General features: G+C 28.0%; 26 protein-coding genes and 1 pseudogene. 25 read left to right on the top strand and 2 right to left on the bottom strand.

The window, feature by feature from the left end:
* Positions 1 to 363 precede the first annotated feature (363 nt).
* Positions 364 to 2706: a hypothetical protein gene (locus SLITO_RS05185; protein WP_075058698.1), complete on the bottom strand. Its 2343-nt coding sequence runs from the start codon at positions 2704 to 2706 to the stop codon at positions 364 to 366.
* A gap of 46 nt (positions 2707 to 2752) precedes the next feature.
* Positions 2753 to 3451, bottom strand: a complete 699-nt coding sequence (locus SLITO_RS05180) for a hypothetical protein (protein WP_075058697.1) — start codon at positions 3449 to 3451, stop codon at positions 2753 to 2755.
* A 149-nt stretch (positions 3452 to 3600) separates the two neighbouring features.
* Between SLITO_RS05180 and pepF the strand changes: the two genes are divergently transcribed.
* The 25 genes and pseudogenes from pepF to secY all read left to right on the top strand — a co-directional run bounded on the left by pepF (position 3601) and on the right by secY (position 24463).
* Positions 3601 to 5385, top strand: coding sequence for an oligoendopeptidase F (pepF, locus tag SLITO_RS05175; protein ID WP_075058849.1), 1785 nt, complete (start codon positions 3601 to 3603; stop codon positions 5383 to 5385).
* A gap of 1 nt (position 5386) precedes the next feature.
* Positions 5387 to 5644, top strand: a complete 258-nt coding sequence (locus tag SLITO_RS05170) for a hypothetical protein (protein WP_075058696.1) — start codon at positions 5387 to 5389, stop codon at positions 5642 to 5644.
* A 10-nt stretch (positions 5645 to 5654) separates the two neighbouring features.
* On the top strand, positions 5655 to 8333 hold the full coding sequence (gene alaS, locus SLITO_RS05165; RefSeq protein ID WP_075058695.1) for an alanine--tRNA ligase: 2679 nt from the start codon (positions 5655 to 5657) through the stop codon (positions 8331 to 8333).
* Between the two features lie 165 nt (positions 8334 to 8498).
* The gene (locus SLITO_RS05160) at positions 8499 to 12950 is read left to right on the top strand and encodes an ABC transporter permease (protein ID WP_075058694.1); all 4452 of its coding nucleotides are present in this window, start codon (positions 8499 to 8501) and stop codon (positions 12948 to 12950) included.
* A 154-nt stretch (positions 12951 to 13104) separates the two neighbouring features.
* Complete coding sequence (gene rpsJ, locus SLITO_RS05155) at positions 13105 to 13413, top strand: 30S ribosomal protein S10 (RefSeq protein WP_075048828.1); 309 nt, start codon at positions 13105 to 13107, stop codon at positions 13411 to 13413.
* Between the two features lie 43 nt (positions 13414 to 13456).
* Positions 13457 to 14155 (top strand): 50S ribosomal protein L3, encoded by a 699-nt coding sequence (rplC, locus tag SLITO_RS05150; RefSeq protein ID WP_075058693.1) that lies wholly within the window; start codon positions 13457 to 13459, stop codon positions 14153 to 14155.
* Between the two features lie 19 nt (positions 14156 to 14174).
* Complete coding sequence (gene rplD, locus SLITO_RS05145; protein ID WP_075058692.1) at positions 14175 to 14801, top strand: 50S ribosomal protein L4; 627 nt, start codon at positions 14175 to 14177, stop codon at positions 14799 to 14801.
* Positions 14801 to 15085 carry a 50S ribosomal protein L23 gene (rplW, locus tag SLITO_RS05140; RefSeq protein WP_075058691.1) on the top strand — a complete coding sequence of 95 codons (285 nt, stop codon included), beginning with the start codon at positions 14801 to 14803 and terminating at the stop codon, positions 15083 to 15085. Before rplD ends, rplW begins: the two co-directional genes overlap by 1 nt.
* Positions 15086 to 15132: 47 nt before the next feature.
* A complete protein-coding gene (gene rplB, locus SLITO_RS05135; protein WP_075058690.1) occupies positions 15133 to 15975 on the top strand; it encodes a 50S ribosomal protein L2 in 843 nt (280 codons plus the stop codon).
* A 12-nt stretch (positions 15976 to 15987) separates the two neighbouring features.
* Positions 15988 to 16257, top strand: a complete 270-nt coding sequence (rpsS, locus tag SLITO_RS05130; protein ID WP_075058689.1) for a 30S ribosomal protein S19 — start codon at positions 15988 to 15990, stop codon at positions 16255 to 16257.
* A 19-nt stretch (positions 16258 to 16276) separates the two neighbouring features.
* Positions 16277 to 16612: a 50S ribosomal protein L22 gene (rplV, locus tag SLITO_RS05125; protein WP_075058688.1), complete on the top strand. Its 336-nt coding sequence runs from the start codon at positions 16277 to 16279 to the stop codon at positions 16610 to 16612.
* 14 nt (positions 16613 to 16626) lie between these two features.
* Positions 16627 to 17340: a 30S ribosomal protein S3 gene (gene rpsC, locus SLITO_RS05120; protein ID WP_075058687.1), complete on the top strand. Its 714-nt coding sequence runs from the start codon at positions 16627 to 16629 to the stop codon at positions 17338 to 17340.
* A 6-nt stretch (positions 17341 to 17346) separates the two neighbouring features.
* A complete protein-coding gene (rplP, locus tag SLITO_RS05115; RefSeq protein WP_075058686.1) occupies positions 17347 to 17760 on the top strand; it encodes a 50S ribosomal protein L16 in 414 nt (137 codons plus the stop codon).
* Positions 17760 to 18182, top strand: a pseudogene (gene rpmC, locus SLITO_RS06285) (50S ribosomal protein L29); the annotation flags it as partial. The gene rplP and the pseudogene rpmC, both read left to right, overlap by 1 nt.
* Positions 18183 to 18805: 623 nt before the next feature.
* Complete coding sequence (rpsQ, locus tag SLITO_RS05105) at positions 18806 to 19063, top strand: 30S ribosomal protein S17 (RefSeq protein WP_075058684.1); 258 nt, start codon at positions 18806 to 18808, stop codon at positions 19061 to 19063.
* Positions 19064 to 19079: 16 nt separating this feature from the next.
* Complete coding sequence (gene rplN, locus SLITO_RS05100; protein ID WP_075058683.1) at positions 19080 to 19448, top strand: 50S ribosomal protein L14; 369 nt, start codon at positions 19080 to 19082, stop codon at positions 19446 to 19448.
* An 11-nt stretch (positions 19449 to 19459) separates the two neighbouring features.
* On the top strand, positions 19460 to 19777 hold the full coding sequence (rplX, locus tag SLITO_RS05095; RefSeq protein ID WP_075058682.1) for a 50S ribosomal protein L24: 318 nt from the start codon (positions 19460 to 19462) through the stop codon (positions 19775 to 19777).
* A 14-nt stretch (positions 19778 to 19791) separates the two neighbouring features.
* A complete protein-coding gene (gene rplE / locus SLITO_RS05090; protein WP_075058681.1) occupies positions 19792 to 20349 on the top strand; it encodes a 50S ribosomal protein L5 in 558 nt (185 codons plus the stop codon).
* Positions 20350 to 20362: 13 nt separating this feature from the next.
* Entirely contained in the window at positions 20363 to 20548 is a 186-nt protein-coding gene (locus SLITO_RS05085) for a type Z 30S ribosomal protein S14 (protein ID WP_075058680.1), read from the top strand.
* 20 nt (positions 20549 to 20568) lie between these two features.
* Entirely contained in the window at positions 20569 to 20958 is a 390-nt protein-coding gene (gene rpsH, locus SLITO_RS05080; RefSeq protein ID WP_075058679.1) for a 30S ribosomal protein S8, read from the top strand.
* 15 nt (positions 20959 to 20973) lie between these two features.
* A complete protein-coding gene (gene rplF / locus SLITO_RS05075; protein WP_075058678.1) occupies positions 20974 to 21516 on the top strand; it encodes a 50S ribosomal protein L6 in 543 nt (180 codons plus the stop codon).
* Between the two features lie 22 nt (positions 21517 to 21538).
* Positions 21539 to 21889 carry a 50S ribosomal protein L18 gene (gene rplR / locus SLITO_RS05070; protein ID WP_075058677.1) on the top strand — a complete coding sequence of 117 codons (351 nt, stop codon included), beginning with the start codon at positions 21539 to 21541 and terminating at the stop codon, positions 21887 to 21889.
* A 17-nt stretch (positions 21890 to 21906) separates the two neighbouring features.
* On the top strand, positions 21907 to 22569 hold the full coding sequence (gene rpsE / locus SLITO_RS05065; RefSeq protein ID WP_083433387.1) for a 30S ribosomal protein S5: 663 nt from the start codon (positions 21907 to 21909) through the stop codon (positions 22567 to 22569).
* 16 nt (positions 22570 to 22585) lie between these two features.
* Complete coding sequence (gene rplO, locus SLITO_RS05060; protein WP_075058676.1) at positions 22586 to 23023, top strand: 50S ribosomal protein L15; 438 nt, start codon at positions 22586 to 22588, stop codon at positions 23021 to 23023.
* Positions 23024 to 24463: a preprotein translocase subunit SecY gene (secY, locus tag SLITO_RS05055; RefSeq protein WP_075058675.1), complete on the top strand. Its 1440-nt coding sequence runs from the start codon at positions 23024 to 23026 to the stop codon at positions 24461 to 24463.
* Positions 24464 to 24471: the final 8 nt, after the last annotated feature.

Below are 24471 nucleotides of genomic sequence, written 5' to 3'. Positions count from 1 at the left end.
AAAGTAAATATTAATAAAAAAAACATTATAAATAAGCTAAATATTAAAAAGTATAAAGTAAGTTTTCTCTTGAATGAGATTTTTTCAAAATATGATTTTGATTTATATAATCTAATTAAATATCTTGTAAAAATAACGATCAGTATAATTAAGTCATAGTGTATTAAAATAAGAATACAATTAAAATCACAAATTTTAAATACAAATATATTCAAAAATATGGAAATAACACAAAAAAGAAAAAACAAGTGCTTTTTTATAAAATTATTTGTAAAAATATTTTCTTTTATGTTCATTACATTTATTATATATAATTTCAAAATATGTTTAAATAGCAAATAAAAAAAGATGTTTTAACATCTTTTAGTATATATTATAAAACTCTTTTCCTTGATTATTGTATGATTTAACTTCTACAACAACTCAGTGTGGATTATTTGAATCACTACTTACATTTTGTCATACAACTTTATATTTATGATTTACTTCTTTATAGTTTTCACCTTTACCATCATATTTCATTAAATCTTCACTACTCATTTTTAGTTTTTCTTTTCCAAGAACTTTACCTGAAATTCTTGAAGTATCAATTTTATTTTTTATTGCATCACTTTGAGCATAATCTTTTTGATGTTCTATGTTTGTTTGGTAGGGGTTAAAGTTTTCTGGAACATCAATTTTAGTAGTTTGTTGATCTGCACTTGAATCAGCATCACCATTACCTTTGTATTCTAGAGTAAATTCCATTTTTCCGTTTATTTCTGAAGGATCAGTAACATTTAATGATTTATTTGAAATATCTCAATATTTTTTATCATAAATATATTGAAGTGCTTTTTCGTGAGTTGGTTGCATGCTTTCATTAGTGCTATCTTTTAATCTATTGAATAAATCACTTAGTTCGTTAACACCAGGTGTTTTAGTATCGGTTAATAGTTTAAAGTAATTTGCAAAAAATGAGTTTTCTGTATATTTACCAGTTGAACTATCAAACCCTAAATCTTTAATTAGTTTAAGTTTTTCAGATCTACTTAAATCAGAAATTGATTTATCTTTATATTTTGATTCAGTTGCTTGTATCAACTCCATTGTATCTTGTTTTGATAGTCCATTATATGCTTCAGAAACAAGATTTAATATATTTACAGCCCCAGAACCATCTTCTTTTACTAAATCAACTCATCCATCTTCACCAAGACCACCCATCATTGGTGCGCTAATGATTAATGAATAATCTTTTTTAAAAGGTGCACTTTTTGATAAAAAGAATTTATTAGCAAACTCTTCTTTAAGCTCTTTTGTTCCAAGGTTTTCTTGGAATTTTTTTAGCTCTTTTAAGAAATTAAATACTATTTGCATATTTTCAATTGGTTCATTTTTGTCAGTTTTATCTTTTTTATAAAATCTAGTAGCTTTAACATTATCAAGTTTTGGAAATAATATATCAACTGCGCCAAGAGCTTTTTTTTGGTCTAATGTTTTGCCTAATGTTGTGCTATCAAATCCGTTAGTTTTTAAAAACTCTTTAAGTTCATTTCCAGTACTTGAATCTTTTTGAATTGCATTAATTACAGATTGTACATTATATAATAAACTAAATGCAACACTTTGAATTTTTAAGTCTGATTCTTTTTCTTCAGTTGCAAGCATTGGAGTTATATAATTGGCAATTGTCAATAGTCCCTCTGCTCCAAAACTAGATTCAGATAGACTATCTTTTAAAGATGAGAAGTTGTTTATGTATCCTTTTAAATTTAAGTTACCAGCAGTATTTGCAATCATAGAACCCATTCCATTAAATGTAGTTTCATTTATTGATGAAGAGTATTTTCCATTGCTAAAATCTGCTGCTGTATATTTATTTTTTTCACCAATTTTATCTTGAACTGTTTTATTAATTTTTAATGCGTTTTGTTTACCTTGTCCTCTTGAAACACCTGAATTGTAATACAAATAACCACTACCATTAGTTCCGCCTTTTTCTTGCTTTGTTGCGCTTGCAGGACTTGATGTTCCATTTGTATCACCAGGATTAACTCCATCATAGCCCATATCTAATAGATAATTTGTTAATGCACCAGTATCTTGGATTGCTCATGATAAATCTCTTCTACTTTGATCACCTGATAATTTTAAATCTTTATCTAGACCTGCTAATATTCCCATTTCATTATTTTTATCTTTTTTATTAAAGCCGACTCCTCCTTGTTCATTGAATGAGTCATTAAAGTGCCCAGTATTTATAAAATCTCTATAAAAACTATCATCATACATACCCATTACATAACTTGCAAATACACCTGAATAGTTATCGTTATTTATTTTTTCAATTGATGGTGCAAGCAAAGTTTTATATTTTTGTAAAGCTGAACTAAAATTAACATCTGTATTTTTATATTTATATGCAACCGGCATCATAAGTGCAGTTGGCACAGGTGTTAAGTACATTGATAAAATTTCGTTTAGATTAAAGTTTAGGTTTTCATGTCTACTTGCCAAAATAAATCTAGACATAAATTCAGCACCACTAATCATTTGATTTTGTGTGTCTGTCAATGTTGGGTCGGTAGGGTTAGTCGGATCTGTTGGATCTGTTGGATCTGTGGGTTTGGTTGGATTTGATTCACCACCACCACATGAAACTACAGTTGTTAATGAAGTCGCAAAAAGACTCATACTTGATAGTAATTGAATTAATTTTTTCATTTTTATTTTTCCTCTCTTATATAAATATTAAAAATAAATATTTATATTAAGGAATAATGCTCCATCTATAAAAACTATTTAATTTATTTAATTTAAATAAAATTAAAAATATAAAACGGTTAAACAAAAAACTTGAGAAATTAATTAAATCATTTATTACAAAGTTTTTAAAAAATCTTAATAAGTATTTAAATCAAGAAACAATTTTTTGGATATTTCTTTTTATTGCATTTGCAAAAGTAAATATTATTTTTTTAATGCTATTGTACATGGTTTCTAATATTTTAAAATAATTTGAAGCTGCAAGAATTCAAAATACTAAAGATAATATTGTAAAAAAGATTGATACTGAATTAACATATCTTTGTAAATTAGCTGGCTTTCTTGTTCTATTTAAATCATTAATTAATGTAATATTTTTATTAACTATGACTGAACCATCATTTTTTGAAATAATTAGTAAAATAAATATTATAAAAATAAACCCAATTGTAATTAGATTCAAAAATAGTATATTAAAGCCTTTTAAAGTTTCTTTTTTACTAATTGATTTTTTTTGTTTGTAAATGAAAGAAACTAATATTCCTATTAGTAATGTGAAATCTAAATTAATTACAGTTAAAATTGTTCTGTAATTAAATTTAATAAATATGTAGTAGTTTGCAATAAATAATAAACCTAAAATCAAAAGTTTTATGTGTTTTTTGATTTCATTTTTATCAATTATTAGTTCATCCTTTTTCATAGTAATTACATTATACTACACCTAAAATATAATAAAAAACTAAATTATTTTATAAATTTATTTTAGAATATAAAATATTTTTATTAGGATTATATTAAACAAATACAGATAGTTACAAGTATTTGTTAAATTTATTTTATAATAATCTTATGAAAAGATCAGAAGCACAATCAAAATATAAATGAAATTTTGAAAATTTATATAATAGCATCGAAGAATGAAAGAAAGACTCTAAAAAAGTACTTGATATTGCAAAAAATATTGCCAAGTTAAAAGGAAAATTAAAAAATAAAGATTGTTTTGTTGAATTAGTTAAGTTAGAAGAACAACTAGATGAGGTTGACTCTAAGTTATCAAGATATTTACATCTTTATGATTTAGATAAAACTAGTGAAAAATTACAAGAAATAGACTCTATATATAGCAATATTTCACAACAAGCTGATGTTTTAACAAGTTTTGTTGTCCCTGAAACACTAGAATTAGACTTAAATTACATAATTGATATTTTAAAAAATAATAAATTAGATAATTATATTAAATGTTATATTGACTTATTTGATTGTAAAAAACACATATTAAAGTCTGAAGAAGAAGAGTTAATATCTAAATTAGAACAAAGTAGGTCTAATTATATTGATTTATATGAATCTTTAACATATGCTGATTCGGTTGAAGAAAAAATTATGTATGAAAATAAAGAAATTACTTTAGATACAACTGCATTTAAAAACATAATGCAAAATTCAGACCCAATTAAAGATCAAGAGTTTAGAAAAAAAGTATGAGATAAATACTTTTTAAGATATAGCAAAAATAAACACACATATGCAAAGATTTATGAAAGTATTTTGTTAAAAGATAAAGAGGATTTTAATTTAAGAAATTACAAATCAAGTATAAGTATGTATTTAAACTCAGATAAAGTTAGTGAAAAAATATATGAAAAACTAATAAGCACTGGAAAAAAACACATTAATGCATTTGAAGATTACTTTTTATTTATAAAAGAAGTTTTAAGTCTTAACGAAATATATACAACTGATAGAGAACTAAAGCTTGTTAATGTTGAGACCAAAAAATATAGTGTTGAGGAAGGAATATCAATTGTTAAAGAAGCTTTAAAAGAACTAGGAAATGAATATGAACATAATTTAGAGATTGCATTCAAAGACCATATGATTGATTATTATGAGGATGTTAATAAAGTTAGCGGGGCGTATTCTTCATCAAACTATAATTTGGACCCGATAATTTTAATGAATTGAGATGATCAATTCTCTTCATTAAATACATTAGCACACGAAATAGGGCACTCTGTTCATTCATTATTTGCAAATGATGTACAACAATACCCTTTAAATGAATATCCTATCATATTAGCAGAAGTTGCTTCTACTTTTAATGAGCACATATTATTTGATTATTTATTGAATAAAACAAATGAAAAAAATGAAAAAATACTATTAATTCAACAAAGAATATTTGATTTAATTTCAACATTTTATAGACAAATTCAGTTTGCAGAGTTTGAACATATTGCTCATCAAACAGTCGCAAAGGGAGAAGTTCTAAACGCTTCTAAACTAGAAGAAATATTTAAAAGCGTCGAAAATAATTTTGGTTATAATATTTTTTCAGATAAAGATAGAAAAACATATAATTGACCATACATATCACATTTCTTTTATTCTCCATACTATGTTTATAAATACGCAATTGATATTGTTGCGAGTTTCAAACTTTATGAAGATTTCAAAAACAATAAAAAAGAAAATATAATAAACTTTTTAAAATTAGGGGGTTCAAAAGATCCTTTAGTCGCCTTAAAACAAGTTGGTGTTGATTTTGAAGATGAAAATGTATATCTTCCATTAATAAATGAAATTAAAAATCTACTTAAACAACTAAAAACTATCATGAAAAGAGGATAAAATGAAAAAGATTGACTTAGATAAGATTGCAACAAATGCATGAAGCAATGCTCTAGAATGTAAATGTGGTGCAAAAGAAGATGAATTTGATATACATAGACTATGTTTGGTATGTCAAAAACCAATGAATTATAACAAACATTATTCAAAAGACTATACTGATGATTGTTGAAACATTAAATTTTGTAACAACGAATTTTACAATGACAATCAATTCAGTGGAATAACACTAGCAGTGCACAAGAAGTGCATAATTTAAAGGAGAAATTATGAAGAAACTATCGACAAACCAAATTAGAGATATGTGAATAGATTTTTTTAAGAAAAAAGAACATCATTTTTTAGAACCAGTTAGTCTTGTTCCTGTAAATGACCCTAGTTTATTATGAATAAACTCGGGTGTGGCAACTTTAAAACCTTATTTTGATGGAAGACTTACACCTCCTTCACCAAGACTTACAAACTCACAAAAATCAATTAGAACAAATGATATTGAAAATGTTGGTGTTACAGCAAGACACCAAACAATGTTTGAAATGCTTGGTAATTTTTCAATTGGGGATTATTTTAAAAAAGAAGCTATTACAATGGCTTGAGAACTACTAACTTCAGAAAAATGATTTGGAATAGATAAGAACCTTCTTTACATAACTGTTTATGAAGAAGATATAGAAGCATATGATATATGAACAAAAGAAATTAAAATAGAAAAAGATCACATATTTAAAGGTAGTCGAGATACAAATTTTTGAGATGTTGGTCAAGGACCATGTGGACCTAATACTGAAATCTTCTTTGATCGTGGAGTTGAGTGAGATAAAAACAATTTAGGTACAAAATTATTAAAAGATGATATTGAAAATGATAGATACATTGAAATATGAAATATTGTTTTTTCACAATATAACAATGATGGTAATAACAATTATACTGATTTACCAAGAAAAAATATTGATACAGGTGCAGGTTTAGAGAGATTGGCATCTATTTTTCAAAATACACCAACTAACTTTGAAACTGACATCTTTTTACCAACAATAAAAGAATTAGAAAAACTAAGTGATAATAAATTTAAATATATATACAATGATTATCAAAATATTGATGAAAACCAAACTAAAATTAATACTGCTTTTAAAGTTATTGCAGACCATATAAGAGCAGTTGTCTTTGCTATAAGTGATGGAGTGTTCCCAAGTAATAAAGACAGAGGATATATAATTAGAAGATTAATTAGAAGAAGCTCAGTTTATGGTAGAAAATTAGAAATAAAAGGATCATTTTTGCATAAATTAGTCGATAAAGTAATTGATAGTATGAGTTATTTTTATCCATATATTATTGAAAAAAAAGCTATTGTTTCTGAAGTTATTTTAAATGAGGAAGAAAAATTTTTAAATACTTTAAATAAAGGTTATGAGTTATTAGAATCAATTATTAAGGATAATAAAGTAGTTAGTGCTGAAAATGCTCTTTTATTATTTGAATCATATGGGTTTCCAATTGAATTAACAACTGAAATTGCAAATGAAAATAATGTAAATGTAGATATAGATAAATATAATGAACTACTTGAAAATGTTAAAGATTTATCAAGAAAAGCAAGAAAAGCAAATAAAGCATGAAATAAACAATCACCAATATTAACATCACTAAAGGTTGAATCAGAATTTGTGGGTTATGAAAAAGAAGAATGCGAAGTTAAAATAATCTATATGTTTGTTGATGACAAAGAAATTAAAGAAGCAAATAACCAAACAGTTTATGTAATCTTTGATAAAACACCATTTTACGCTGAAAAAGGTGGTCAAGCTGCAGATAATGGTTTTATAATTGATGAAAATAATAACTATTTTAAAGTTATTGATGTTCAGCAAGGTCCAAATAAACAAAACATTCATACAATTATTTTTACAGATAAGGTAAAAGTAAACCAAACTTTTAAAGCTATCATTGATAAAGATAAAAGATTTTTAACTATGAAAAATCACTCTGGGACACACATTTTACAAGCAGCAATTCAAGAAGTTTTAGGAAAAGAAGCGTTACAAAATGGTAGTTACAATGATGAAAATGGATTTAGAATTGATATTTCTTATAAAAGACCTCCTTCAAAAGATGAAGTTATGAAAATTCATAAAGTAGTTGAAAGAGAAATAAAAAATGATTTAAAAAGAGAAATTATTCATTGTAGCTTAAAAGAGGCGTTAGACAAATATAATGCACTCGCTTTATTTACTGAAAAATATGACGAAGTTGTTAGAGTTATAAAATTTGGTAGTTTTTCATGTGAACTTTGTGGTGGAACTCACGTAAATTCAACAAAAGAATTAGAAGATTTATTAATAATAAATGTTGAATCAAAAGGTAGTGGTCTTTATCGTTACACCGCTTTAACAAGTCACTCAACAATTAATAATTATTTAAGTGATCTATATAATTCTATAAAAGATGAAGTTGATTCTATGTTTGCAAAAGCAAAAGAGTTTGAACAAAAAATAGATTGTAATCAAATTTATAAATTAGTTGATAAATTTAAAACTTTAAAAATTAAAAAAGATAATATTGATGACTTAAAAGACATATTGTTAGAAATTAAAGAATTATTTAAAAATTTACAAAAAAAATATCGCGATATTAGTGTTGAAGATAAAATTAAAAATTATAAATCTATTAGTCCTAACCCAAAAGATGGATTTAATGAGATTAAACTTGAAATAAATGATTTAGATGATTTTGAGACAAAAGTTTTAATTGATGAATTACAAAACATAAATGATAATTTGATAATACACATTATTAACAACGCAAAACAAACATACTATGTTTCAGTATCTAAAAAATTAAATCCTAATTTCAGTGCGATTGATATATTCAAATCTGTAAAATCACACAATTTAAAAGGTGGAGGAAATTCAGTTTTAGCCCAAGGAAAAATTATCAACTAATAAATTTATTTTATCTTTTGTAAAATTATTTATGAATTTGTTAAAAGCAAAAACACAATAATAAATAATATATAATAAATTTAATGACTAGTATTATTTTGTAATATTAATTATAATAGTAAAGCAAGTTTATTTTAAACTAGTTATTAGAAATGGGATGTATTTATGCTTTTATTTAAGAACGGTATTAAACAGTTATTTAAAGATTGGCTTCAATTCTTAATCTATTTAATACTAATAAGTATTGGTGTGCTATTTACATCAGCTTTTGGGATTGTTTCTGCAAACTTAGTTAGAACAAATAGTCAAATATCAAGAAATTTCAAAGGATATGATTATAGCTATAAATTCACATCTAGTTCTTATAGTTCAAATGATACACAAACAATTTCTCCTTTTTTTGCATTTAGCAATGATTATGTAACTGATGGACAATATAGTTTTCCTACATTAACAATTGGAAATGATAAAGATTCAGTATTACTACCTTTTAATTTTGTTTCAAACTTAAAAGATGACGGTACTTCTAACTATGATTCATATTTATATAAATATGAAGATAAAAATAGTAGCAAGATTTACTTATTAAATTTTGGTTTTGGAGATACAGAAGGTTATAAAAAAGATAAAAATGCAAGCAAATATAGTTATACTCCAACAGATAATGCAATATTAAATCTAACAAATGAAGAAAAAATAAATAATTTTGTTGCAAAAAAAGAATTTGGTCGTTTCTTTAGATTTAATGAAAATTCAAATCAATTTAAAAACTCTCTAATTGGACAATTGTATGCAAAAAATAATAACTTTATAGGTGAATTAAATAATTCTCAAAAGAAAGTGGCATTAGATATTTTTGACTATATGTTCTATTTAAACAATAGCCCAATTATGTCTGCTTTTAAGTCTTTTATAATTGATAATGTAATAATAAATAATATAAAAGATAAAGATTTAAATGAAAAAGTAAATCAATTTGTAAATAATTCATCAGAAAATATCAAATACCAAAGTATTGATGATTTTAAAAAGTATGGATTTAATGGAAGAATTGGTAATACTTATGTAGAAACTAATCCAAAAACTGATGAAGACACAATAAGATATTTTATAACTGATGAAGACTCTTTGTTAATGAATAGTGGTAAATTATGAGATAATAAAACGCTAAAAGATTATGGAAGCTTTTTATTAAAAAACTATGAGTCAAAAGACTTTTTTTCAACAAAAAACAGTCCATCTAGTTACTTTATTGATGATATAAAGTTTTTAAAAGCAAAAGACTTTTTTAATTCATATTATGATTTATTATCAGATCTTACAAATTTTGATATAACTTATACTAATGAAGTTGTTATGTGAGATGTTAAAGGTAAATATCGATTTATATCTGCTTTTTCAAACTATATTGATCCTGAAACAGGAAAAAAACATGGTAAGTTCAATAATGAAGATTTGTATACAGTATATGAACAAGATTCAGATAAAGATGATTATTTAACTCAGAAAACTTTTATGACAACTTATGGTTATTATAAGAATAATAATTTGTCATTAGGTGAAGAATATCAATTAATTCCAAAAGATGCAATTCTACCAGGTCAAAGTGTTGCAAAGGATGGAAAAGCAAGACTAGATGCAGTTGGTGTTGATGCACTTAATATATATCCAACAATTTATGATGAAGATATACTTGCAAATCAAGTAAATGATGCAATTTATTATATTAACTCTGATATGTATAAAGATTTTTTTAATGATAATGATAAAGGTGAAAGTCTTATATCTAATACAAAATACCAAGATGTTTCAAAAGCTTATATGAAATATAATGGTAATCCAAAAGATATGGAAAGCTCAATAAATTTATACAAATTGTTTGCAGCAGATAACGTATTAAAAATTGGAGATGTATCTAAAAAGATTGGTGAATACTTATCAACTTCAACTTTTGATGAAAAATTTGATTATTCAGTTCTTACCAGGTTAAACCCTAAATCATTTAAAGAAACAAAAGTATTTAATATGAGAAGCGGATTCTTTGGTCAAGCTTCTTCTATATTCTTGCTTGTTTCATTCTTGTTCTGCATAATATTGCTATCAGTTATTTTGTTTATAACTTATAATTTAACAAAAAAATTCTTAAACGCTCAAAGAGGACAAATTGGTAACCTAAAAGCTTTGGGAGTTAGAAAAACAAAAATAATAATGAACTTCATTCTTTATTTAAGTCTACCGATTATTATAATGGTTCCAATTGGTTGAGGGTTAAGCATAGCTATGCAAAGGCCGCTTATGAACATTTTTGGGATTTACTTTAATGTACCAATAGTCACAATAATTGATTGAAAATTTTTATTAGTTGAATGATTTATATTTGGTATGTTAGCAATACTTTTAATATGGTTTATTTCTTATAAAACTGTAAAAAAAGACCCATTAACTTTAATGCAGCCAAGTAGAGGTAACAAACCAAATATTACCCTTACAAAATTCTTTAATAGGTTTTCTTTTGTTAAATTTACAAACAAAATTAGAGGATCGCTTATTGCATTATCAGTTAAAGATTTATTTATATTCTCATTTGTAATTTTTGTTAGTACAACAATATTAACGGTTTCAGCATCCATTCCAAATGCGTTGTCCACAATGTCAACGGAGTACTATAATGCGATAAATTATAATAATGATTATTCTTATACAAATATTGTCAATAATAATCCATTTACTAAATTTAATTGAAGAGAAACTAATGGAAGCGATAAAGAATTTAACTACAACAATTCATTATTTTCAGCATACAAAAAAACATCAGACAATAAATACTTAACAACCCTAAATGAAGAAGGTTGATCAAATAATAAAGATGATTATCATAGATTGTTTGAAAGTATTATTAAATATAAAGCCTTAGGGTTAAATGGTTATTTATTTTCACCAGGAATTATGCAACAAATAGTTAATACTTCTAGATCTGTATATGGGTCAAAAAATAACCCACCAACTGAACAAGTAAAACAAATTTCATGTAAAATTCTACCAACTTTATTTAATCAACCACCAATTGATGATGCTAATATGGACTATCAAGATTGTATAAAATCTATGACTAACAACATTATTCCATCAGTTATTAAACAAAAATGAGAAGACGAACCAGAATCATTCCAAAATTTTGCTTTTAATTTCAATTTAATCCCTTATAACTTAGATGAAGATGAAATTTATACAAACATAAAAGCTAGAGATGATAAAAAAGTCGACTTTAAAATTTATGGTTTAAATAAAGACACAACAGTCAAAAACATTAATCTTGAAAGAAGAGATTTACTATATAATGAAAATGATTCAATCAATGTTTCAATCAATGAAACAATGAAGTTAAAAGGTTATGATGTTGGTAAAGTAATTAAAATGTTCTTTGATGTAGAAGAATTAGAATATAAAGCAAATAATAATAGCTACGCTAACATTAATGATAACTTTGTTTGAAAATATGATGGTAAAGAAATAAATGTAAACGAAATGGATTTAGGTCACTTTGCATTTGCACCAACAGAAGAAGGTAACCAATCTGATCAATTATATTATTATGAAGATGGTGAATATAAAAAATATAATGATTTAGGTAAACTATCATTAACTATTAAAGATACAAGTAAATTTGATAGTAAAGTATTTCAAGGTGTTAATGAAGAGTATTTAAATGTTTCTGGAAATAAATTAAACAATAGTAATGAGCTAACTTTTAATCCTTTTGATGTAAGAAAATATGAAAATGGTAAACCTGTAGATATCGGTCTAACTGATTTGATGTCAGGTACTAATAGTTGGTGAAATATAGCACTTGAAAATGAGTTAATTAAAACTGAATTAACAACTAAATCAATTGATGCAACAGTTGTTAAAGTTGAAAAAGTTTATGATTCACCAAAAATTTATATGGACCAAGTTAAACTTAATAAAGCAATAGGATATCCAAAATATGACTCTTATAAAATTGATGCAAAAAACTCAAAAATTAATATATGAAGTAATGCAAAATTAAGTAAAAATATAGAACCAATTGATAAATACAATAGATCAATAGTTAAATTTAAAAATTGAAATAATGCAACAGCAAATGCTGACAGATATTTAGTTGATGCAATTGGATTTACAGACTATATTAATCTTAAAAAAGCTGCTACAAATGATTTGATTAAATCTGTAGCAAGTATTTCAGTGGTATTTATCACTATATCAATGATTGTTGGTATCATTATTATTTATGTTATTACAGACCTTTTTGTTGGAAAATACAAAAACTTCATGAACTATATGCGGGTTCAAGGTTACTCTCTAGGAGAAATTAACTCAATAATAATGTGAATTTTCTTACCACTTACATTATTATTTGCTGCATTAGCAATTGGAATGACAGCAGGCTTAATGTTTGGTCTTGTGCCAAGAATGCTATTGTCAATCGAAATTGCAATACCACTAATGATTAAATGATGAGTCTTTGTTTCAATATTGGGAGTTTCAATTGCGATATTCTCAATCGCGTACATTATTATCTTAAAATCATTATTTAGAGTAAAATTAGCGTCATTAACTGGTATATCAAATAACTAAATTTAAACACTCAAATAACATGGGTGTTTTTTTTAACTTTATTTTAAAATTACTTGCAATGATTTCTTTATTGTGTAATAATCAAAAAGCATGTATATTTTGTGTTCATTATTGCAATACACTAGAAATAGTTGTTAGATAAAAAGGAGGAAAAATGGCCCAACAAAAAATTAAAATAAAAATAAAAGGTTATGATCATGCAATAATTGATCAGTCTATTGCAAAAATAATTGAAGTTGCTGAATCAACAGGAGCTCAAGTTCGTGGACCAATACCTTTACCAACAGAAAAACAAATCATTACAATTTTGAGAGCTACTCACAAATACAAAGATAGTAGAGAACAATTTGAAATGAGAACACATAAAAGAATACTTGAAATTGTGGAACCTACACCTAAAACAATGGATTCACTAACAAGAGTTCAATTACCTACAGGTGTTAATATAGAAATCAAACTATAAAAAAACACGATATACATGAAAAAAATTCAGGAGGAAATATCAAATGAAAGGAATCTTAGGACGTAAGTTAGAAATGACACAAATTTTTAGCGAAAGTGGTAAGTTAATCCCAGTTACTGTTATTGAAGTACAACCAAATGTTGTTCTACAAACAAAAACAACTGAAAAAGACGGTTACAAAGCACTTAAGCTAGCTTGTGGTAATAAGAGAGCTAACTTATTAAATAAACCAGATATGGGTCAATTTAAAAAAATTAACTCAGAACCTAAGCGCTTCGTAAAAGAAATTCGAGATATGGACGGATATGAAATTGGTTCACAAGTTAAAATTGAAGATTTATTTACTTCAGGTCAATTTGTGGATGTAACAGGTATATCTAAAGGTAAAGGATTTGCGGGTGCTATAAAAAGACATAATTATGCAAGAGGACCAATGGGTCACGGTTCAGGATACCACCGTGGTATTGGATCAATGGGTGCTATTATTAATAGAATATTCAAATCTAAAAAAATGGCAGGTCATTTGGGACATGAACAAGTAACAATCCAAAATTTAGAAATAATAAAAATTGATACAGAAAAAAATGTAGTTCTAGTAAAAGGTTCAGTACCAGGACCAAGAAAAAGTTTTGTTGTAATTAAAGAAAACGCAAAAGGCAAAAAAGCATCAACAGCTTCAGTATTATTAAATAGAAATTCTAATAATGCAGTTAAAAATGAAGCAGAAGAAGTTGCAGCTTAATTGAGAAAGGTAAGTTAATATGAAAGCAAAAGTTTTAGACGTAAAAGGTTCATCAGTTAAAGACATTAATTTAAATGATAGTATTTGATCAATTGAACCACATAATCAAGCTTTGTATGACACACTTATTTCACAACAAGCAGCTTTGAGACAAGGTACAAGAAAAACAAAAACTAGAGCAGAAGTTAGTGGTGGAGGAAGAAAACCTTGAAGACAAAAAGGTACTGGACGTGCACGTCAAGGTTCAATTAGAGCACCACAATGAAGGGGTGGAGGAATTGTATTTGGTCCAACACCAAACATAAATTACAAAAAAGCAGTTAATAAAAAAATAAGAAGACTTGCTATTAGAAGTGCATTGAGCATTAAGGCAAAAGAAAATAATTTAATTATTCTTGATAAATTCAGTTTCGCAAAACCTTCAACAAAAGAAATGATTGAAGTTATGAAAAATTTAAAAGCTGAAAATACAAAAACATTAATTGTTACTAGAGAACATGAAGATGTTGTTGTTAGATCTGCTGGAAACATTCAAGGTGTTAAAACATTAGATTTCCAAAAAATGAATCTATTTGATTTATTAAATGCAACTAAATTGTTAGTTACAGAAGAAGCTGTAAACAAAATTGAGGAGGTGTATGCATAATGCACTTAACAGAAGTAATCAAAAAACCTTTGTTAACAGAAAAAACATACATTGGTCATCAAAACAATTCATACACATTTATCGTTGATAAAAGAACTAACAAAACACAAATTAAAAAAACTTTCGAGGAAATCTTTAAAGTTAAAGTAAAAGACGTCAGAACAATGAATTATGATGGTAAAGATAAAAGAATGGGTAAATATGCTGGTAAAACTGCATCATTCAAAAAAGCTATTATCGTTCTAAAAGATGGCGAAAAACTAGATATCTTAAACGAAGAATAATTATAATTATTTTTTAAAAAAGATTCGGCGATAAAAGGAGGATAATTATGCCAATCAAAAAATATAAGCCAACGACTAATGGTCGAAGAAATATGACAAGCTTAGATTATAGTATCCTTACAACTTCAAAGCCTGAGAGCTCATTGCTTTCTAAAATTAATGAAAAGGCAGGAAGAAATAATCACGGTCAAATTACTACTCGCCATAAAGGTGGGGGACACAAAAGAAAATATCGTATTATAGACTTTAAAAGAAATAAATTAGATATAGTTGGAAAAATTAAAACAATTGAATATGACCCAAATAGAAACACATTCATTTGTCTTGTTAACTATATCGATGGTGAAAAAAGATATATTTTATTTGCAAAAGGTATGAAAGTTGGACAAGAAGTTGTCTCATCTATCAACGCAGATATAAAATTAGGAAATGCAGCACCGCTAAAAAATATCCCTGAAGGTACATTAGTTCATAATGTTGAATTAAAACCTGGTAAAGGTGGACAAATGGCAAGAAGTGCTGGAAGTAAAGTTCAAATTTTAGGTAAAGATGAAAATGGAAAATACGTAACACTAAAACTAAACTCAGGTGAGGTTAGAAAAGTGTTAGCTGATTGTTTTGCAACAATCGGTGAAGTAGGTAATGAAGAATACAACTTAATAAACTGAGGTAAAGCCGGAAGAAATCGTTGAAGAGGAATCAGACCAACAGTTCGTGGTTCAGTTATGAACCCAATTGATCACCCACATGGTGGTGGTGAAGGTAAAGCTCCAATTGGTAGAAAAGCACCTTTAACACCTTGAGGTAAAAAAGCATTGGGTGTTAAAACTCGTGATCCTAAAAAGGCGTCAACTAAATTAATTGTTAGAAGACGTAAAGAAAGTAAATAGGAGGGAATACATATGTCAAGATCATTAAAAAAAGGTCCATTTGCAGATGACTACTTATTAAAAAAAGTAGATGCAATGACTGGTAAAAAAGAAACAATAAAAACTTGATCACGTCGTTCAACAATATTCCCAACTTTTGTAGGTCACACATTCAGCGTTCACAACGGTAAAGAATTTATTTCAGTTTATGTAACAGAAGATATGGTAGGTCATAAATTAGGAGAATTTGCACCAACACGTAAGTTTGGTGGACATGGTGATGACAAGAAAAAGAAAAAATAATCATTAAGAGAGGTTCATTATGGAAGCAAAAGCAAAATTAACAATGATTAGAATATCACCAAGAAAAGTTAGACTAGTAGCAGACTCTATCAGAAATAAAAAGATTGCAAATGCAATCGCAATTCTTCAAAACCAAGACAAAAGATCATCAGAACCAGTTTTAAAATTATTGAACTCAGCTGTTGCAAATGCTGTTAATAATAACGGTATGGAAGCAGACAGATTAGTTGTTAAAACAATCTTCGTAAACGAAGGACCAACATTAAAAAGATTTAGACCAAGAGCACACGGAAGAGCATATGAAATTTTAAAAAGAACAAGTCACATAACTATTGTAGTTAGTGATGATAACTAGAAAGGGTTAGAAGTATGGGACAAAAAGTATCTCCTAATGTTTTAAGAATTGGAATTATTAGAAGTTGAGATAATCGTTGATATGCTGAAAAAGGCGAATATGTTAAATGATTACATCAAGATATTAAAATACGAGAAGCAGTTCTTAAAAAATTAAAAAATGCAGCAGTTTCAAAAGTTGAAATTGAAAGAACCAAAAAAGAAATTACTCTAGTTATTCGTTCTGCTCGTCCAGCAATAGTTTTAGGTCAAGAAGGAAAAAATGTTGAATCAATTGTTTTAACTGTTAAAAAAACAATACATGATAAAAAAGCAGTTGTAAAAGTTAAAGTAGTAGAAGTTAAAAATCCTGATGTTGATGCTAGATTAGTAGCACAATTTATCGGAGATCAAATAACAAACCGTGCAAGTTTTAGAACTGTACAAAAATTAGCAATTAGAAAAGCTTTAAAAGCAGGAGCTAAAGGAATTAAAACTGCAGTTTCTGGAAGACTTGGTGGAGTTGATATGGCAAGAACTGAAGGTTATCTAGAAGGTTCAGTACCATTATCAACTCTAAGAAGTGATATAGATTATGCTTTATACGAAGCAAGAACAACATATGGTCAAATCGGTGTAAAAGTTTGAATAAACCATGGAGAAATTCTTGGTAAAATGCACCAAAACAACAAAGATTCAAAAGTTATCGAAGAAAACAAAACTTATAAGAAAGTTTCAAAGGGAGGGTAAAAACTTATGTTAATGCCTAAAAGAGTTAAATATCGTAGACCTCACAGAGTTAGCTACGAAGGTAAAGCAAAAGGTGGAAAAACAATTGTTTTTGGAGAATATGGTTTAATGTCACTTGATGGTGCATGAATTACTTCAAGACAAATTGAAGCAGCACGTATTGCAATGACTCGTTATATGAAACGTTTTGGTAAAGTTTGAATTAGAATATTCCCACATATGGCAAAAACAAAGAAACCTTTAGAAGTACGTATGGGTTCAGGTAAAGGTTCACCAGAAGAGTGAGTAGCAATAGTTAAAACTGGACAATTTATGTTTGAAGTTGCAGGAGTTTCTGAAGAGGTAGCTCGTGAAGCTTTAAGACTTGCAATGCATAAATTACCTGTTACTTGCAAAATTATCAAAAGAGGTGATGAATAATGTCTAAAAGCGCAGACTTAGTAATGGAATTAAGAACTAAAAAAATAGAAGATCTTATTAAATTAGGTGAAGACCGTCGTGCAGAATTATTTGCATTAAAATTCCAAGCTGCTGTTGGTAGTTTAGAACAAACTCACAAAATAAAATCTTTAAAAAAAGATATTGCAAGAATTGAATTGTTATTAGGGGAAAGAAAAAGATCTGGAGAAGAAGTTGACAAAATTGTTGTTAAACCTGATTATAGTAAAGCTGTAGAAAATGCTGAAAAAGCAGGTAAAGAAGTTCGTAAAAAACAACGTGAAATGCTTGAAAAAATGCAACAAGAGCAATTTGGAAATGCAAACCAAGCACAAGTATCTGAAGATGCAATACTTGCCGCAATGAATGCAGCAGTAGATGAATCTGAAGTAAAAGAAACAAAAACTACAAAAGCACCAGCTAAAAAAGCAGAAGCTAAAGTTGAGGCAAAACCAAAAGCTGTAAAAGAGGTTGCTGCAAAAGAAACAAAGCCAAAAGCTGCTAAAGAAGCAACTACTAAATCAACAGCTGCTAAAGAAACAAAAACTACAAAAGCACCTTCTACAAAAGCAGAAGCAAAACCAGCTACTACTAAATCAACAGCTGCTAAACCAGCAAAAAAACAAGTTGAAGAAGTAGAAGTAAAAGCTGTTTTAACTAAAGAATCAGCTAAAAAAACTGGTAAAGCATCTTCAAAAGTTATTGAAGATCATTCTTCAATTGATGTTTCAGAGGCTAAAGCAACTGGAAAAGGTAAGGCTGCTTTAAAAGATGTAAAGCCTAAAACTGTTAAAGTTGGTACAGTTAAAGCTGAAAATGTTGAAGGAATTGATTTAAAACTTTCAGCAAAACCAAAAAATGCTAAGACATATACATTTGGTTCAAATGCTCAAGAAGCAAAAAAACAACTTGATGAAGCAAATAAAAAATTAGCTTCTAAAAAAATTAAAACAGTTGAAGTTGATGAAACAACAGCAAAAAAAACAACAGCAAAAAAAACAAGCACTAAAAAAGGAGAAAACTAGTTATGGATCGTAATCTTAGAAAAACTTACGTTGGTAAGGTAGTTTCAGACAAAATGGATAAAACTATTACAGTACTAGTTGAAACTTACAAAAACCACCCAATTTACAAAAAACGTGTTAAATATTCTAAAAAGTATAAAGCTCATGATGAAAATCAACAAGCTCACTTAGGCGATAGAGTAGAAATAATGGAAACTAGACCTTTAAGTAAAACTAAAAACTTTAGGTTAGTTAAAGTTGTAGAGAAAGCAATTATTTAATTAAGAGGGTTTAAGTATGATACAAAATGAATCAAGATTAAAAGTCGCTGATAACTCTGGAGCCAAGGAAATATTAGTAATTCGTAATTTAGGTGGTAGTGTTAGAAAATTTACAAACATTGGTGATATTGTTGTTGCAACTGTTAAAGCTGCAACACCGGGTGGTGCTGTTAAAAAAGGTCAAGTTGTAAAAGCTGTTATTGTTAGAACTGTAAGAGGTTTAAGAAGAAATGATGGTACATACATTCGTTTTTCTGAAAATGCTGCAGTTATTATAAAAGATGATAAAAACCCAAGAGGTACACGTATATTTGGTCCAATCGCTAGAGAAGTAAAGGATGCAGGATTTAACAAAATTGCATCACTTGCTCCAGAAGTTTTATAGGAGGTGCTTTTATGAATAAATCAAAAATTTTAAAAGGTGACGTTGTAAAAGTTATCTCAGGAAGTCATAAAGGAAAAACTGGACCAGTTAAAAAAATATCAAAAGATAAAACAAAAGTTTACGTTGAAGGCGTAAATGGTATAAAACACGTTAAACCTTCTGAGACTGATCAAGAAGGTGGAATTAAAGAAATTGCTGTATCTGTAAATATATCAAATGTTGCTTTAGTAGATCCAAAAAGTAAAGGTAATACAACAAGAGTTGGTTATAAAATAACAGACGGTAAAAAAGTAAGATTTGCTAAAAAATCTGGAGCAGAAATTAAATAGAGAGGGAAAATCAAATGGCAAAAAAAGAAACTAAAAATAGTTTAGAAGCTCTTTACAAAGATAAGATTGTTCCCGAACTATTTAAAGAAAAAAAATATAAATCAATTATGGAAGTTCCAAAAGTTAGCAAAGTTGTTATTAATATGGGAGTTGGAGATGCAGTTCAAGATTCTAAAAAATTAGATGCAGCTGTACATGAACTTTCTTTAATAACAGGACAAAAACCGTTAGTCACTAAAGCAAAAAAATCATTAGCAGCATTCAAATTACGTGAAGGTATGCCAATCGGAGCTAAGGTCACACTAAGAGGAAAAAGAATGTATGAATTTTTACAAAAATTGATAAACGTTGCATTACCTCGTGTTAGAGACTTTAGAGGAGTACCTAAAAATAGTTTTGACAAACAAGGTAATTACACAGTTGGTGTAAAAGAACAAATCATTTTCCCAGAAATTGATTATGATAAAGTTAATAAAGTTCGTGGTATGGACATTACATTGGTTACAACAGCAAAGAATAAAGAAGACGCATTCTCACTAATTCAAAAATTAGGAATGCCATTCGCTAAGTAGTGAGGAAGATTATATGGCAAAAAAATCATTAAAAGTAAAACAAACCAAAGTTCAAAAATTTAAGGTTAGAGAATATACACGTTGTGGGCATTGTGGTAGACCACATGCAGTTTTGAGAAAATTTAACTTATGTAGAGTATGTTTCAGAAACTTTGCATATGAAGGACAAATCCCTGGTGTTAAAAAAGCATCATGATAGTGAAAGGAAAATTATAAGATATGACTACAGATGTAATAGCAGATATGCTTACTAGAATAAGAAATGCAAACCAACGTTTTCATAAAGAAGTCTTTGTTCCAGGAAGCAGAGTTAAACTAGAAATTGCAAATATCTTAAAAAAAGAAGGCTTCATTGAAGATTTTTCAGTAGCAGATGACTTTAAAAAAGGTATTACAATTACTTTAAAATACAAAGGGAAAATCAGAGTTATTAAAGGGTTAAAAAGAATCTCAAAACCAGGACTAAGAGTATACTCAAATGCAGATAAAATTCCTAGCGTCTTAAATGGACTTGGTATTGCTGTTGTTTCAACTTCAAAGGGTATTATGACAGATAAAGAAGCACGTCAACAAAATGTTGGTGGAGAAGTGCTTGCATTTATTTGATAGGAAAGAGGATATTTTATGTCACGTATAGGAAATAGAATATTATCAATCCCTTCAGGAGTTGAAGTTAAAGTTGAACCAAACAATGTTGTAACTATAAAAGGACCAAAAGGTGAACTAAAACAAAAATTTAGTCCACTTATTCAAATAAAAGTTGAAGATCAAAAACTTTCAACAATTAGAGCTAATGAAATTAAACATACAAAACAATTACACGGAACAACAAACTCATTGTTAGAGGGTATGTTAAATGGTGCAAATAAAGGTTTTGAAAAAATATTAGACATAGTAGGGGTTGGTTATCGTGCCGCTCTTGCAGGTAATAAAATAAATTTATCACTAGGATTCTCACATCCAGTGGAATATCAAATTCCACAAGGAATAACAGTAGAGATTCCTAAACCAACTGAAGTTAAAATTATGGGAATTGACAAACAATTAGTAGGTCAAGTTGCCGCAGATATTAGAGCATATAGAAAACCTGAACCTTATAAAGGTAAAGGTGTTAAATACAGGGATGAAAAAATTATTAGAAAACAAGGTAAAGCAGCTGGTAAATAATAACCGGTTATAAGGAGATTTTATGAAATACACAAAACAAGAAGCAAGAAAAAGAAGACACTTCAGGGTAAGAAAAAAAGTCACTGGAACAAGCGATAAACCTAGATTAAATGTTTTCAAATCAAATTCATTCTTTTATGCTCAAATTATAGATGACTCAAAAGGTGTTACACTTGTAGCCTCTTCTTCAATGAAGTTAGGTTTAAAAAATGGTGCTAACATTGAAGCTGCAATAGCAGTTGGTAAAGATATTGCAAAAAAAGCTAAAGATAAAAAAATAAGCAATGTAGTGTTTGATCGTGGTGGGTATTTATTTCATGGTAAAGTAAAAGCTTTTGCAGATTCTGCAAAAGAAAATGGTATGAAATTCTAAAAGAGGAGATTTGCAAAATGGCAGAAGATAAAAAAGTCGATGTTCAAAACAAGACTGCACAAAATAGTGAAATAAAAAAAGATGCTAATCCAAGAAGTCCACAACAAGGTGGAGATTTCAAAAAAGGTCCAAGACAAGGTGGAGACAGATTCAAAAGAGATAATAAATTCGGAAGAAAAGAAGATAATCCTTTCGAAGAAAGAGTTGTTACAATAAATCGTGTTACTAAAGTTACAAAAGGTGGTAGACGTTTTAGATTTGCAGCAGTTGTTGTAATTGGAGATAAAAAAGGTAGAGTTGGTTTAGGAACTGGTAAAGCAAACGAAGTTCCAGATGCAATTAAAAAAGCTATAAAAGAAGCTAAAAAATCTTTAATAAGAGTACCTTTACTTGATACAACAGTACCACATGATACTATCGGACACTTTGGAGCAGGAAAAGTAATGATTAAACCTGCAAGAAAAGGTACTGGTGTAATTGCTGGTGGACCTGTTCGTGCAGTTGTTGAGTTAGCAGGAATTTCAGACATTTATACAAAATCATTAGGATCAAACTCACCAATTAACATGATTCGCGCTACATTAGAAGGCTTAAAAGTAATGCAAACACCTGATCAAATTGCAAGATTACGTGGAAAACAAGTTGATGATAAAAAACAATTAGCAAGTAAGGCTAATTAGTTAAAGGAGATATTTTATGAAATTACATGAATTAAAATATACTGAGGGAAGCAAACAAAAAGCTACTCGTGTTGGTAGAGGTAATGCTTCAGGAAAAGGTAAAACATCAACTAGAGGACATAAAGGTCAAAATTCACGTTCAGGTGGAGGGGTAAGACCAGGATTTGAAGGGGGACAAACTCCTTTATTCAGAAGAATTCCAAAAGTTGGTTTTACAAGTTTAAATAGAAAAGAATACAAAATTCTTAACTTAGATATGATTGAACAACTTGGTTTAAAAGAAGTAAATCATAAAACATTATTAGAAAAAAAAGTAATTAAAAATGAAAAAACTTTAATTAAAGTACTTGGTAATGGTAAAATAACAAAAGGTATTGTTTTTAAAGTAAATAAAGTTTCAAAAAGTGCCGAAGAGGCAATAAAAAGTGCCGGAGGCACAGTAGAGGTGATTTAGGTGGCATTAAAAGCTAACAAAAAAACAAAAATCAAAAAAGCTAAATCATTAAAAAATAAAAACGAATTCGCTAAGGGTAATTTCTTTATTCGTAACAAAGACCTAATTAAACGAATCGTTTTTACTTTATTAGTTTTGATTTTAATAAGAGCTGGTACTCTATTAACTGTACCAGGTGTTAGTTTAAGCGCAGATTTTCAAAATAGCATTGGTAATCAAGAGTTCTTCCAACTTCTTTCAACACTTGGAGGGGGTTCTATAGGACAATTTTCTATAATTGCACTTGGTGTATCACCATATATTACTGCATCAATTATAGTTCAATTACTTTCAACTGATGTTATTCCTGTTTTAACAAGATGAAATAAATCTGGTGAAAGAGGAAGAAGAAAACTTGATAGATTAACAAAAGTACTTGCAATTCCTTTTGCGATAATGCAATCAACTGCAACAATCTTTACTTTGTCTAGTCAAGGCTTAATAAGCGCAAAATGAGGAACTAGTGAATTAGGTTCAGGTCCTTCTTGATTCTATTACATGCTTATACCAATGGTAATGCTTGGTGGTACATTCTTAATGTTATGAATTGCTGATCAAATTACAATAAAAGGTATTGGTAATGGTATATCAATTATAATTTTTGCTGGTATTGTAGCTCAAATGCCAAATAACTTTAAATCAACATTCCAATTTTGAGTTAAAGGTAATGAAGATGCGACTATATTATTTGATGGAATTCTTAAATTCTTAATTTACGTAGTATCATTCTTATTGGTTATTTTTGTTGTTGTTTTAATGAATGAAGCAGAAAGAAAAATACCAATTCAACAAACTGGATCAGGACTTGTGGATACAAAAGAGCACACGCCACACTTACCTCTAAAAATTAATAATGCTGGGGTTATCCCCGTCATATTCGCATCGGCAATTATTTCAACCCCAATGACCGTTGCGCAAATAATTGGGGCAAGTAATCCTCAAAATGGATTTGTATTGTTTACACAATCATATTTATCATTTGGAACTTGATGGGGTATTGGAATATATGGAGTGTTAACAATCCTGTTCACTTTCTTGTATGCTCAAGTACAAATAAACCCAGAAAAAATAGCAGAAAACTTTAAAAAATCAGGAACTTTTATACCTGGTATTAAACCTGGAAAAGATACTGAAAAATTTATTCAAGGAACTGTTAATAGGTTAAGTATATTGGGATCAATATTCTTAGCAGGTATTGCCGTATTGCCATACATTATATCAAAATTAACAAGTTTACCAAGTAGTTTAGCTATTGGTGGTACTGGATTAATAATTGTTATATCTGTTGCAATACAAACTGTTCAACAATTAAAAGGAAGATTAATTCAACAATCATTCTTGGATAAAAAAGATGATAAATTTACAAAATCTGTTGATGAACATAACTCACATATTTGATAGGATGAGGT

This window comes from Spiroplasma litorale (genome assembly GCF_001267155.1).
Lineage (GTDB): Bacteria > Bacillota_I > Bacilli_A > Mycoplasmatales > Mycoplasmataceae > Spiroplasma_A > Spiroplasma_A litorale.
This window is presented reverse-complemented; position numbering and strand designations above follow the sequence as displayed.